The sequence below is a fragment of the Micromonospora sp. WMMD1120 genome, assembly GCF_029626235.1.
Lineage (GTDB): Bacteria > Actinomycetota > Actinomycetes > Mycobacteriales > Micromonosporaceae > Micromonospora.
In genome coordinates, this window is sequence record NZ_JARUBO010000005.1 from 5,405,856 (window position 1) to 5,419,016 (window position 13,161).

11 protein-coding genes are annotated in these 13,161 nt (G+C 72.5%); 6 read left to right on the forward strand and 5 right to left on the reverse strand.

Features of this window, described 5'->3' with window-relative positions; genetic code table 11:
• Window positions 1-4 precede the first annotated feature (4 nt).
• The 4 genes from O7634_RS24940 (at window position 5) to O7634_RS24955 (ending at window position 2,752) form a co-directional block, all read left to right on the forward strand.
• Window positions 5-250 (forward strand): hypothetical protein, encoded by a 246-nt coding sequence (locus O7634_RS24940; protein ID WP_278152557.1) that lies wholly within the window; start codon window positions 5-7, stop codon window positions 248-250.
• A 159-nt stretch (window positions 251-409) separates the two neighbouring features.
• The gene (gene tatA / locus O7634_RS24945; protein WP_124855346.1) at window positions 410-724 is read left to right on the forward strand and encodes a Sec-independent protein translocase subunit TatA; all 315 of its coding nucleotides are present in this window, start codon (window positions 410-412) and stop codon (window positions 722-724) included.
• An 18-nt stretch (window positions 725-742) separates the two neighbouring features.
• Window positions 743-1,696 (forward strand): twin-arginine translocase subunit TatC, encoded by a 954-nt coding sequence (gene tatC / locus O7634_RS24950; protein ID WP_278152558.1) that lies wholly within the window; start codon window positions 743-745, stop codon window positions 1,694-1,696.
• A gap of 132 nt (window positions 1,697-1,828) precedes the next feature.
• A complete protein-coding gene (locus tag O7634_RS24955; protein WP_278154069.1) occupies window positions 1,829-2,752 on the forward strand; it encodes a diacylglycerol kinase in 924 nt (307 codons plus the stop codon).
• Here the strand turns inward: O7634_RS24955 and O7634_RS24960 are convergent.
• Both O7634_RS24960 and O7634_RS24965 read right to left on the reverse strand, forming a co-directional pair.
• Complete coding sequence (locus O7634_RS24960) at window positions 2,715-3,626, reverse strand: EamA family transporter (RefSeq protein ID WP_347404281.1); 912 nt, start codon at window positions 3,624-3,626, stop codon at window positions 2,715-2,717. The genes O7634_RS24955 and O7634_RS24960 overlap by 38 nt on opposite strands.
• A gap of 333 nt (window positions 3,627-3,959) precedes the next feature.
• On the reverse strand, window positions 3,960-4,718 hold the full coding sequence (locus O7634_RS24965; protein WP_278152559.1) for an HAD-IA family hydrolase: 759 nt from the start codon (window positions 4,716-4,718) through the stop codon (window positions 3,960-3,962).
• 86 nt (window positions 4,719-4,804) lie between these two features.
• Here O7634_RS24965 and O7634_RS24970 point away from each other — a divergent pair, with 86 nt between their 5' ends.
• Together O7634_RS24970 and O7634_RS24975 are read left to right on the forward strand one after the other, a co-directional pair.
• Window positions 4,805-7,606, forward strand: a complete 2,802-nt coding sequence (locus tag O7634_RS24970) for a DEAD/DEAH box helicase (protein ID WP_278152560.1) — start codon at window positions 4,805-4,807, stop codon at window positions 7,604-7,606.
• Between the two features lie 166 nt (window positions 7,607-7,772).
• Complete coding sequence (locus O7634_RS24975) at window positions 7,773-8,651, forward strand: MHYT domain-containing protein (protein WP_278152561.1); 879 nt, start codon at window positions 7,773-7,775, stop codon at window positions 8,649-8,651.
• A gap of 55 nt (window positions 8,652-8,706) precedes the next feature.
• Here O7634_RS24975 and O7634_RS24980 read toward each other — a convergent pair whose 3' ends face one another.
• The 3 genes from O7634_RS24980 to O7634_RS24990 form a co-directional block, all read right to left on the reverse strand.
• On the reverse strand, window positions 8,707-9,579 hold the full coding sequence (locus O7634_RS24980) for an endonuclease/exonuclease/phosphatase family protein (RefSeq protein WP_278152562.1): 873 nt from the start codon (window positions 9,577-9,579) through the stop codon (window positions 8,707-8,709).
• A 126-nt stretch (window positions 9,580-9,705) separates the two neighbouring features.
• Window positions 9,706-10,644 (reverse strand): superoxide dismutase, encoded by a 939-nt coding sequence (locus O7634_RS24985; protein ID WP_278152563.1) that lies wholly within the window; start codon window positions 10,642-10,644, stop codon window positions 9,706-9,708.
• A 159-nt stretch (window positions 10,645-10,803) separates the two neighbouring features.
• Window positions 10,804-13,131, reverse strand: a complete 2,328-nt coding sequence (locus O7634_RS24990; RefSeq protein ID WP_278152564.1) for a beta-L-arabinofuranosidase domain-containing protein — start codon at window positions 13,129-13,131, stop codon at window positions 10,804-10,806.
• Window positions 13,132-13,161 lie beyond the last annotated feature (30 nt).

Below are 13,161 nucleotides of genomic sequence, written 5' to 3' on the forward strand. Positions count from 1 at the left end.
CGCCGTGCTGATCTGGATCGTGCTCGCGGTGGTGCTGCTCCCGCTCGTGGCGCTCGCGCTGGCCGTGCGCCCGGTGCTGGCCCGACTGCCCCAACTGGGTAGGGCCGCCGTGCGGTTGCAACGGCGGGCCACCGAGGCTGAGGAGCTGCGGGAGGCCGCCGAGGCGTTGCAGCAGCGCGCCGAGGGGCTCCAGCGGCGACTCGACACCACCCAGCGCCGGCTCGCGGTGATCAAGGCCAAGCGCGGCTGAACGCGCCCGAACCCGGCGGTGGTTGACGGATCATCGCGGGTTGGTCAAGACTTCACCCTCCGGGCCAGACCACCACCACCCAACGGATGGCGGGCGGCCGATCCGCACGTACGATGGGCTGCGTACCACCCCTCGGACACAGAGCGACTGGAGCTTCTCATGGGTGCCCTCAAGCCGTGGCACATCGCTGTACTCGTGGTTGTGCTGATCCTGCTGTTCGGTGCGAAGCGGCTCCCCGACGCGGCCCGTTCGCTGGGTCGCTCGCTGCGGATCATCAAGGCGGAGACCAAGAGCCTGCAGGACGACGACCGCGACCTCGCCGAGAAGGCCGACGCGCAGGCCGGCTACCAGCCGCTGCCGCCACACGCCGGCCAGCAGGCGCCGTACGCCGGGCAGCCGCAGCAGGCCCCGTACCAGCAGGCGCCGCCGCAGCAGCCGGTCGTCGACCCGGTGCACCGCGTCCGCGACAACTGACCGAAGGGCCCCACCACAGTGGCCTTCGCCCTGCGCAAGCGCGGCCCGAGCACCTTCGAACGGGCCGCCGACGGCTCGATGACCCTCATCGAGCACGTCCGCGAGCTGCGCAACCGTCTGTTCCGCGCGTCGCTCGGCATCGTGGTCGGCTTCGGCCTCGGCATCTGGCTGGCCGGGCCGGTGCTGCACCTGCTCCAGCAGCCCTACTGTGATCTGCCCAAGGCCCGGTTGGCCAACGGCGAGTGCAACTTCGTTCAGCTCGGCCCGGCCGACCTGTTCCTGCTGCAACTGAAGGTCGCGCTCTGGGTCGGATTGATCGCGGCCGCGCCAATCTGGCTCTACCAGCTCTGGGCGTTCATCGCGCCCGGTCTGCACCGGCACGAGCGGCGCTACGCCTACGTCTTCACCGGTCTGGCCGCGCCACTGTTCGCGGCCGGTGCCGTGCTGGCATACTTCGTCACCTCGAAGGGCCTGGAGTTCCTGCTCAACGTCTCCGGTGGCGGGGACATCACCACCACGCTGGACATCACCCGGTACATCTCGTTCATCACCAACCTGATCCTGCTGTTCGGGGTGGCGTTCGAGTTCCCGCTGCTGGTGTTGATGCTCAACTTCGTGGGCATCGCCAGCGCGAAGCGGTTGCTCAGCTGGTGGCGGGTGGCGATCTTCGTGTTCTTCGCCTTCTCGGCGGTGGTCACCCCCACCCCGGACCCGTTCGGGATGACCGCGCTGGCGTTGTGCCTCTCCGCGCTCTACTTCGCCGCCGTCGGGGTCGCGTTCATCAACGACAAGCGGCGGGGTCGCGGCAAGGAGGTGTACGCCGGCATCAGCGACGACGAGGTGTCGCCGTTGGAGTTCGACAACGACCCGGTCGTGGCCGGGCAGCGGGTCGACGCGAGCGCACCGATCGGGGTACCGGAGCCGGTCGCTCCGCCCGCGCCGATCGAGCGGCGCTACGACGACATGACCTGAGCCGCGTACCACCTGTTCGACGACGCCGTCCCCGGTCTTGCGGGGGCGGCGTCGTCGTTGTCGACGGCCTCACCCGCAGCGCCGACAGCGGGACCGTCGGTGAGCTTGGCCGGTGATCTCCCTACCGCTACCGTGCTGCCCGTGACCGCTGACGACCACCGGCCCGGCCCGGTCGCCGTGCTCGCCAACCCGACCGCCGCGCGGGGACGGCACCGTACGCTGCTGCCCCGGCTGCTGGACGGGTTGTCCGCCGCCGGCCGGCCGGTACGGGTGCTGCCGGCGTCCAATCCCGCCGAGGCGGAGGCGGCCTGCCGGGCCGCTGTCGCCGACGGCGCGGGCGCGCTGGTGGCCGTCGGCGGGGACGGCACCGTACACCGGGCGCTGCAGGCGGTCGCCGGCACCGACGTGCCGTTCGGCCCGGTTCCGGCCGGCACCGGCAACGACTTCGCCCTCGACACCGGCTTTCCGGCCGACCCGCTCGCCGCGGTGGACGTGATCGCGTCGGCACTGCGTGACGGTCGCCGCCACACCGTCGACCTGGCCCGGATGAGCGGGGTGGACGGCGCCGAACGCTGGTACGGGGCGGTCCTCGCGGCCGGCTTCGACGCGATCGTCAACGAGCGGGCCAACCGGATGCGCTGGCCGCGCGGTCAGCGCCGCTACGACCTGGCCATCCTGGTCGAGTTGGCCCGGCTGCGGCCGCGCCGCTACACCCTGCGCCTGGACGGGGTGCCGCAGGAGCTGGACGCGGTGCTGGTGGCGGTGGGCAACTGCCCCACGTACGGCGGGGGGATGCGGATCTGCCCGGACGCCGACCCGACCGACGGCCTGCTCGACGTGGTGGTGGCGGGTCGGGTCGACCGGCGGACGCTGGTCCGGGTGAAGCCCCGCATCTACCAGGGCACCCACGTCGAGCATCCGCTGGTGCGCAGCTTCCGCGCCCGGACCGTGGAGCTGGCCGCCGACGGCATCACCACCTACGCCGACGGGGAACGGTCCCTTGACCTGCCGGTGACGATCAGCGCCGTTCCGGACGCCGTGCGGCTGCTGCGTTGACCCGCACCGCCCCGATGCTGGCCGCGATGACCAGCACGATGGCGACGCACTCCACCACTGTCAGCTCCTGCCGCAGCACCAGCCAACCGGCGAGCGTGGCGACCGCCGGACCGAGGCTCATCAACACCGCGAAGGTGGCGGTGGGCATCCGGCGCAGCGCCAGCAGCTCCAACGTGTAGGGCAGTCCGGAGGCGAGCACGGCGAGGGCCGCCCCGAGCGCGAGCACCTGTGGGTCGAGCAGCGCCGCGCCAGCGTCGAGCACGCCCAGCGGCAGGGTGACCAGCGCGGCCACGGTCAGGGCGAGGGCCAGCCCGTCCGCGCCCGGGAAGCGGCTGCCGACCCGGGCGCTCAGCACGATGTACGCCGCCCACATCGACCCGGCGCCGAACGCGAAGAGCACCCCGACCAGGTTGAGCCGGTCGAAGCCACCCTGCCCGAGCAGGGCCACCCCGGCCAGCGCCAGCCCCGCCCAGCCCCAACTGGCCGGTCGTCGGGCGCTGAAGACCGACAGCGCGAGCGGCCCGAGCACCTCCAGGGTCACCGCCGGGCCCAGCGGGATGCGCTCGATGGCCTGGTAGAACAGCGAGTTCATGCCGGCCAGGGCCAACCCGAACCCGCCCGCCGCGAGCCAGGCCGACCGGTCGTGCCCGCGCAGTCGGGGCCGGCACACGACGAGCAGCAGCACCGCCGAGATGGTCAGGCGCAGGGTGACAGCGCCCGCCACACCGGTACGGGGAAAGATCAACGCGGCCACGGCGGAGCCGAACTGCACCGACAGGGCGCCGCCGAGCACCAGCCCCACGGCGACGACGCCACCACGCCGCTGCACCGGTGTCTCAGCTGGTCGTGGCGCGGGCAGCACAGTTTCCGTCACGCGCAGGACGGTAGGCGCTCCGCCTCGGCCGGGCCGCGCCGGTACCCACCCCGTGACCCCGCGCACGCCCGTCCGCGACCGCCGTCACCCGGCCGCCCCACGGTTCCGCCTTGCTGAGCCCGGCGACGTCACCGCCAAGATCCTGTTCGATCGTTGTTCTAGTGGTCATGGATCACGCAGAAGGCCACCACAACCAGGATCTTGTGCGATCTTGGCGGTGGCGCGGCTCGGGGTACGCCGACTGGCCGCGCCGCCGGCCTGCGGCCAGGCGGCGCCTTGCCGCCCGTGCGCGCCCGTCGCCCGCTGCCGGCCTGTCGCCCGCTGTCGGTGGGGTCAGGCGGGCAGGGCGAGGTCGAGCACCGCGCCGAGCCCGTTCTCCCGGCCCGGCTCGGCCGCCGGGAGCACAAGCACCGCGCAGCCGGCGGCCACCGCGCCCGCGTCGGCCGGTGTGTCGCCGACCATCAGCGTCTGTTCCGGGTCGACGCCGAGCATCCCGCAGGCCCGCCAGAAGATCGCCGGGTCGGGCTTGCAGCGCCCCACCTCGTAGGAGAGCACGAAGGCGTCGACCAGGTCGGTGAAGCCCCAGGTGTCGAAGTGCGGACGGAGGTCGAAGCCGATGTTGCTGACCACCGCCACCGGCACCCCGGCGTCGCGTAACGCGCGCAACGTGGCGGCGCTGTCCGCGTACGGCAGCCAGCCGTCCGCGGTCAGCAGCCGCTCGTAGAGCGCGTCGGCGAAGCCCTCGATGCCCGCGTCCACGGTCTCGGCCAGCCCGGTGTACGCGCCCCGGTGGGCGTGTTGGTAGAGGTCCCGGTCGGCCCACAGCTCGGCCAGCCGGGGTGGCACCCGGGCCGGCAGCGGTCCACCGGCCCGCCCGGCGGTCAGCAGCCGGTCGGCGAGCGCTGTGGCACGGACCTGGTCCAGGGTGACGCCGCAGGCGGCGGCGGCCTCGCGTACCCACTGCCGGGGCTCCTCCACCTGGGCCAGCGTGCCGTGGAAGTCGAAGAGCACCGCCTTGACCGGGCGTCGGGACGCCCGGCGGTCGGTGTTGCCCGGCGGGGTGGTCGTGGGCGGTTCGGTATGGTCCGGCACGCCGTGCACCCTACCGACCGCCGGTGACGGTCCCTCCGGTCGGCCTTGTGGGGTGACCCGTCCCCGCACGCACTAATCTTGGTGCCATGTCGAGCCCCGCCGAGCGGTACGCAGCGGCGCGCCGCCGGGCCGCACAGGCCTCCGAGTTTCCGGCGCTGCACGAGTTCGCCCTCGATCTGGGGTTCGACCTCGACGATTTCCAGCGGGAGGCGTGCCAGTCGCTGGAGCGGGGCAGCGGCGTGCTGGTCTGCGCCCCCACCGGCGCCGGTAAGACGGTGGTCGGGGAGTTCGCCGTACACCTGGCGTTGCGCGGACGGCCCGACGACCCGGCGCCCGCCGTCGACGCGGCGACCCCGGCGGCCCGGCGCAAGTGCTTCTACACCACGCCGATCAAGGCGCTGTCGAACCAGAAGTACCACGACCTGGTGGCCCGCTACGGCGCCGACCAGGTCGGCCTGCTCACCGGTGACAACGCGATCAACGGCGACGCGCCGGTGGTGGTGATGACCACCGAGGTGCTGCGCAACATGCTCTACGCGGGTTCCAGCACGTTGCAGGGCCTGGCGTACGTGGTGATGGACGAGGTGCACTACCTGGCCGACCGGTTCCGTGGCGGGGTGTGGGAAGAGGTGATCATCCACCTGCCCGCCTCGGTCACGCTCGTCTCGTTGTCCGCGACCGTCTCCAACGCCGAGGAGTTCGCCGACTGGCTGGTCACCGTCCGCGGGGAGACCGCCGTGGTGGTCAGCGAGCACCGTCCGGTGCCGCTGTGGCAGCACATGCTCGTCGGCAGGCGGATGTTCGACCTGTTCCACGACGCCGACGCGGCCCGCAAGCACGACGTGCACCCGGAGTTGCTGCGCTACACCCGGGAGACCGTACGGCGGCTGGAGCTGGGCGAGGGTCGCAGCGCGGGGCCGGGGGCCGGCCGGCGTGGCCCGCGTTGGCGTGGCCCGCTGCGCCCGGACATCGTCGAGCGGCTGGACCGGGAGGGGCTGCTGCCGGCGATCCTGTTCATCTTCAGCCGGGCCGGCTGCGCCGCCGCCGTGCAGCAGTGCCTCGCGGCCGGGCTGCGGCTCACCTCACCGGACGAGCGGGCGGAGATCCGGCGGGTGGTCGAGTCCAAGGTGACCGCCATTCCGGGCGAGGACCTGTCGGTCCTGGGCTACTGGGAGTGGCTGGATGGTCTGGAGCGGGGCCTGGCCGCGCACCACGCCGGCATGCTGCCGGTGTTCAAGGAGGTCGTCGAGGAGCTGTTCGTCAGAGGGCTCGTCAAGGCGGTCTTCGCCACCGAGACCCTGGCGCTGGGCATCAACATGCCGGCCCGCTGCGTGGTGCTGGAACGCCTGGTGAAGTACAACGGCGAGGCGCACGTCGACCTGACGCCGGGGGAGTACACGCAGCTTACCGGGCGCGCCGGCCGCCGGGGCATCGACGTGGAGGGGCACGCCGTCGTGGTGTGGTCCCCGGAGACCGACCCCCGGCAGGTGGCCGGGCTCGCGTCGACCCGCACCTACCCGCTGCGCTCCAGCTTCCGGCCGTCGTACAACATGGCGGTGAACCTGGTCGGCTCGGTCGGCGCGGAGCCGGCCCGAGCCCTGCTGGAGTCGTCGTTCGCGCAGTTCCAGGCGGACCGGTCGGTGGTCGGCCTGGCCCGTCAGGTGCAGCGCAACACCGAGACCATCGAGGCGTACGGCGCGGAGGCCGCCTGCCACCACGGTGACTTCGACGAGTACTTCGCGCTGCGGGTGGCCATCGCCGACCGGGAGAAGGCCATCGCCCGGCAGGGGCAGACCCAGCGTAAGGCCGCCGCTGTGGCGTCGTTGGAGCGGTTGCGCGTCGGTGACGTCATCCGGGTGCCGTCGGGTCGGCGGGCCGGGCTGGCCGTCGTGCTGGACCCGGCGACCGGTGGCTTCGGTGAGCCCCGACCGCTGGTGCTCACCCAGGACCGCTGGGCCGGGCGGGTCAGCCCCGGCGACTTCACCACCCCGGCGGAGGTGCTGGCCCGCATCCGGGTGCCCAAGCACTTTAACCACCGCTCGCCGGCCGCCCGTCGCGACCTCGCCGCCGAGGTCAGCGGCACCGGTCTGGACCGGCACGGCGGGCGGCGCGGTGGCCGCTCGCGGCAGGTGAGCGGCGAGGACCACCGGATCACCCAGCTCCGCGGCGAGCTGCGCCGGCACCCCTGCCACGCCTGCCCGGAGCGGGAGGAGCACGCCCGCTGGGCGGAGCGGCGTCGACGGTTGGAGCGCGACACCGAGGAGCTGCGCCAGCGGGTCAGCGGACGTACCGGTTCGCTCGCGCGCACGTTCGACCGGATCGTGGCGTTGCTGACCGATCGCGGCTACCTCACCGGCGACGGCACGGTCACCGACGCCGGCCGGATGCTCGGTCGGATCTGGACCGAGGCGGACCTGCTGGTCGCCGAGTGCCTGCGTCGGGGCGTGTGGGACGGGTTGTCCCCGGCCGAGCTGGCCGCCGCGGTGTCGGTGGTGGTGTTCGAGGCGCGCCGCGACGTCGACGAGCGGGCGTCGCTGCCGCGCGGGCCGGTCGCGGACGCGGTGGACGAGACGCTGAAGCTGTGGGGGGAGATCGAGGCCGACGAGGCGGCGCGGGGGTTGACCGCGACCCGGGAGCCGGATCTCGGTTTCGCCTGGCCGGTCTACCGGTGGGCGCGTGGTGAGGCGCTGGCCAAGGTGCTCGGCAGCGGGCACGAGATCGACGGTGAGATGCCCGCGGGCGACTTCGTCAGGTGGGCCCGCCAGGTCGTCGACCTGCTCGGTCAGCTCGCCGACTCCGGCGGCGCGGCACCGGAGCTGCGGTCGACGGCCCGCCAGGCGATCGCGGCGGTCAACCGGGGTGTGCTGGCTTATCACACCTCGGCCTGACCGTCACTTTCGGTCACGACGGCCGATCGAATCGACGCAGCGTACCGTCACCGCGATGACACCCCCCGAATAGGGCCGAGGGTGCTATTGCGCCTGATCAGAGCACCCCTGATCATTGCCGCAGCGCCTCGTTGACGCGCCGGTAACGAATGGGGAGAAAGCCGCCGTGGCGGAAATCAATCACTTTGAGTACGGATGGATCACACCGGCGCTGAGCTACGCGCTGTCCGTGCTCGGTTCGGTGCTCGGCCTGATCTGTGCCGGGCGCATCCGTACCGCGCGGACCGCCGGCCAGCGGGCGTGGTGGGGTCTGCTCTCCGCCTGGGCGCTCGGCGGCACCGCCATCTGGGCCATGCACTTCATGGCCATGCTCGGCTTCGCCGTGCGGAACACCCGGATCCGCTACGACGTGCCGCTCACCGTGGCCAGCACGGTCATCGCCGTCGTCGCCGTCGGTATCGGCCTGGCCGTCGTGGGCACCGGCCGGCTCAATCCGGTACGCCTGATCGCCGGCGGCGTCTTCACCGGCGCCGGGGTGGCCTCCATGCACTACACCGGCATGGCCGCGATGCGGCTCAACGGCACCCTCGGCTACGACACCCTGCGGGTGGTGCTCTCGGTGGTCATCGCCGTGGTGGCGGCCACCGTCGCGCTGTGGCTGGCGATGACCGTCCGGCGTGGGCTGGCCATCGTCGCCTCCGCGCTGGTCATGGGTGTCGCCGTGAACGGCATGCACTTCACCGGGATGAGCGCCCTGTCCGTACACCGCCACGAAGGGACGGGCGAGGTGAGCGGCGCCGGAGTGAGCACGCTGCTGGTGCCGATCGTGCTGGCGGTGATCTTCGGGGTGGTCGGGCTGCTCTACGCGCTGCTCGCCGCCCCGACCGACGACGACCGGGCCGCGTCCGCGTACCTCGATGGGCGGCGTACGCCGGAACGGCCGGCCGAGCCTGTTCCCGCCCCGGACCCGGTCGGCCTGCGGGCCCGCTCCACCCTCGGCCAGCCGGGCACCCCGTTCCCGTCCCGCCGGGACACCCCACGCTGACCCCTGCGGCGGACGCCGGCGTGCCGCGGGGGCGCGAGCACGCGCCTGAAACCGGTCAACTCGACGGGCGTCCGGGTCGACTCCGGTCGATGGTGAGGGTGGCCAGCAACCCGGGATGGTCGGTCGCCCCGCGCAGGGGCACCGACCTGCGGCAGCAGAGCGTGATGTCGGTGGTGGCCAGCAGGTGTTGCAGCCGGCCGTCGTCGATCCGCTGGTAGCCGGACGGCGTGCAGGACCGCACGTCCGGGTCGGCGTCGGCGCGGAGGTTGAGGTCGCCGGTCACCACGACGGGCTCGTACCCAAAGCGGCGGCTGAGCGCCGGCAGGATCATGTCGAGCAGGTGCCGGCACTGGGTGAGGGCGACCCGGTATCCGGTGGCCGCCAGGTGCGTCGTGCAGGCGAGCACGGCCCCGTCGACCTTGACGCAGAGCCAGGCGCGCACCTCCGGGTCCGCCAGGTCCTGCGTCGGGTGAACGCCGTCGTACACGGCGTACGGGGTGCGCGGTGTCCGCAGGTGGGTCAGCAGCCCGACGCCGTACGGCTGGCCGTTGCGGCACCGGGTGTCGTCGCCGCTGGGGCGGTCCGGCGCCGCCCGGAACGCGGACACGATCGTCCGACCGGGGTGAACGGTGGCGAACACGCGTCGCAGCGCGGCGACGTCGCCCTGACACACCTCGTTCAGCGTCAGCAGATCGGGCGCCTCGGCGCGCACCACCTCGCTGGCCGTGGTCATCGCCCGGCCGGTGTAGCAGCCGGCGCGACCGCTGTTGCAGAGGTTCAGTTGGAGCACCCGCAGCACCAGGGGGCGCGCCGCGTCGCCGCCGGCGTCGGGGACGCTCGCCGGGGGTGTGGCGGGCAGCGCGGCGGCGGCGACCAGGCACCCGACGGCCAGGGCGCGGCGCAGGAGGCGGTGCGGTTCGACGGCCACGCGGACTCCGGGTGCGCGGGGCGACTGTCGTCGCCCAGGTGCCGGTGATGGTACCGGCGGTCGGCCGCCGACCGCCGCCGCGCGTGGTCGAGGGGGTACGCGCGGTACGCGTACCCCCTCGGTCGCTCAGCGCGCGCGGACCGCGACGGCCGTGTACGGAGTGGTCGGGGTCGGCGGCGTGGTGAAGCGGCCGTTGGGCAGGTAGAGCCGGCCCAGGGCCGCGGCGACGGTGGTGGGCACGTCGAAGGCCGGGTCGGTGATGAGGCCGGTGAGCGTGCCGGCGGTGCCGGCGTGGTTGAGCCGCACCACGGCGACCTGGTTGAGGCGGTTCTGCACGACGTAGAGGGTGCGGCCGAGCAGCAGGAGCCCGTCGCCGTTGGTGAAGGTGTGACCGGGGACGTCCACGGCGGTGCTCACGCCGGTCGCCGGGTCGACCCGGTACAGCGTGCCGGTGGTGGACTGCACGACGATCAGCGCCCGGCTGTCCGGTGTGGTGACGATGCCGTTGAGGTTCACCCCGGTGCCGACCTGCTGGTACGCGCCGGTCAGCGCGATGGTGGTGAACGCGTCGGCCGGTGGCAGCGCGCCGCCACGGCCGAGCGGCAGCCGGTAGAGCACCGGGCGGTTCGAGTCGGTGAAGTACGCGGCGTCGTGGGTCAGGACGACGTCGTTGACGAACGTCGGGGCGGTGGCGAACTGGTAGCGGGCCAGCACCGCACCGGTGCGGGTGTCGAGCACACGGGCGTCGCCGGCCGTGCCGCCGGCCACGAAGAGCCGACCGCGCCGGTCGACCTTGAGGCCCAGCGACGGGGTGCCGGTGGCCGCGCCGATCGTCGTGCCCCGGCCGCTGACCAGGTCGACGCGGTAGATCTCGCCGGTGGCGCGGGACCCGAAGTAGGCGTACCGGCCGGCGGTGGCGACGCCCTCGGGCTGGAAGCCGTCGGGGAGGGCGAGGAGCGTCGGCGGCGGCGCCGCGGGGTGCGCCTGGGCGGGCGCGACGGTGACGGAGGTCAGCAGCGCGGCGGTCAGCACGGCGCCGAGCGCGGTGCGGAGGGGACGGTTCACTGTGCTCCTTCCGGGCGGAGTCGCGGCACGAGCCGGGGTTTCCGCCTGGTTCACGGGGGCCAGGACCCGTTCCACTGTACGACCGCCGCCGCGCACCCGCCCGGCGTCACCGGCGCGGGCTGGGGTCCGCGCCGGTGACATCACCGGATGAGGTACGGGTCAGGCGTTGCGGACCAGCCGCCAGCGGTTGTCCGCGCTGCCGTTGTCGGAATCCTGGACGGCCTGCGCGCCGTACGCTGTCGAGCCGTTCAGGATGCCGAGCAGCTTGTTGCTGTTGACGTTGCGGATCTTGTAGGTCCCGTCGCCGTTGTCCACCAGGATCCACCGGTGGTCGGCGGTGCCGTTGTCCGCCCACTGCAGGACGCGGGCGTTGTCGGCGGTGGACATGTTCTCCACGCCGAGGACCTTGTTGCTGTTGACGTTGCGGAACCGGACCGCGTTGCCGTCGGTCACCAGCACCCAGTTGTGGTCGGCGGTGCCGGTGTCGCCCCACTGCACGGCCAGCCCGCCGTCCGCGGTGGACATGTTCTGGATGCCGAGGACCAGCCCGGTGCCGGCGTTGACCAGGCGGTAGCTGCCACCGGTGCTGCCGCCGCCGGTGTTCCAGTAGACGGTGTAGTTGTAGCCGTGCGCGTCCTGGAACGGGGCGAGGTTGACGGTGGACCCGTTGGCGCTCGCCGTGAACGCCAGCGAGCTGGTGCTGGTCCGGGTGATCGACGAGACGGTCAGCGCCGGCAGGGTGCTCAGCGTGGTGTTGCCGTAGTTGCCGGCGAGCACCGTCGGGCCGTACGTCACGGCGGCCACCGAGCTGTTGTCGTTGGCGGCCCGCATGACCACCCGCATCGGCAGCCGCACGGTGACGGTGTCACCCGCGGCCCAGGTGCGGGTGACCGTCGCGTAGCTGCCCGGCGTGGTGGCGACGCTCTGCACGGCGCCGTTCACGGCGATCGTCGCGCCACTGGTCCAGGCCGGGATGCGCACCCGGATGCTCCACGAGCCGCTCATCGACCCGGACAGGGTCAGGGTGGTGGTGTCCCCGACCGGGTAGGTGGTGCTCTGGGTGACCGTGATGCCGCGCTGCGACCAGGTCAGCACCGACGGCGTGAACAGGTTCACCGTCAACGTGGTGCCGTTGTAGAAGTAGATGGACTCCATCAACCTGGTGTTGATCTCCAGGCCGGTGCCCTGGCAGCACCAGAAGGAGTTGTAGTCGGTGCTCCAGGTGCCGCCGCCCCAGGCCGGACCCACACCCCGACGCCCGCCCGGCCGCAGCGGGGTGAAGTAGGTGATGTGGCCGTGGTTGTCGGCGGGGTTCTGCCCACCGATCAGGTGGTTGAGCAGCGCCCGCTCGTAGAAGTCGAAGAAGTCGACCCGGTTCGGGTCGAGCAGCCACAGCTCCCGGGTCAGCTTGAGCATGTTGTAGGTGTTGCACTGCTCGCAGGTGTCGTTGCTGAGGTAGCCGGCGATCGCGTTGGGCGCCCGGAAGTGCTCGGCCTGGCTGTTGCCACCGATGACGTAGGTGTGCGCGTTGACTGTCATGTTCCACGCGTTGGTGGCGATGTCCCGGTAGCGGGTGGTGCCGGTGGCCTTGTACTCGCGGGCCGCGCCGATCCACTTCGGCACCTGGGTGTTGGCGTGCAGCCCGGAGAGCTGGTCCTGGTTGTTCGCGAGCGGGTTGAACACGGCGGCGTGGTCGAAGCGCTGGGCCGTGGTGAGCCAGCGGCTGTCGCCGGTCTGCTGGTAGATGTCGGTGAGCACGTCGTTCATCCCGCCGAACTCGGTGCCCAGCATCGACTGCATCTGGCTGGAGCTGAGCCGGCTGGTGCGGGTGTCGACCCAGCCGGCGAGGTTCAGCAGGACCGTACGGGCCTGGGTGTTGCCGGTGTAGCGCCAGACGTCGAGCAGGCCGGCGAGCGTCTTGTGGATGCAGTAGTAGGGGACGTTGCCGTTGGACAGCGTCCGGGCCTCCAGGGCGGTGAAGTCGGACTCCGGGAAGCCGGACAGGTAACCCGCGCCGAACCCGGCGGCGGAGTTGTTGGCCTGACACTTGGCCAGCTCGGCCACCATGTAGTTGGCCTTGTCCCGGCAGGTCGTGTCGCCCAGCACCGCGTACGCGTACGCCCACGCGGTGAGGAAGTGGCCCTGCATGTGGGTGCGGAACGGGAAGTTCGGCGCGTCCCAGCCACCGTTGGTGGCGGCGCCGTTGGTGGAGAGCCGGTGGTTGGCGCGGAAGTTGTAGAGCATCCGGTCCACGTCGACGAAGCGCAGGTAGTTGAGCGTCCGGCTCTGGTTGTCCATCCAGCGACCGGAGCTGAGGCGGACCTGACCGGGGTCGAACGCGTACGCCGAGACGCCGATGTCGGCACGCGCCGGCGGAACCACCGCGGCGCTGGCGCCGCTGGGGGCGACGGCGGCGCCGGTCGCGGAGAGCGCCACTGTGGCGCCGGCGGCCTGGAGCAGTTGACGGCGGCTGAGGGGTGGTGCCATGGGGAACCTCCAAGGGTGGCGGCAGCCCGA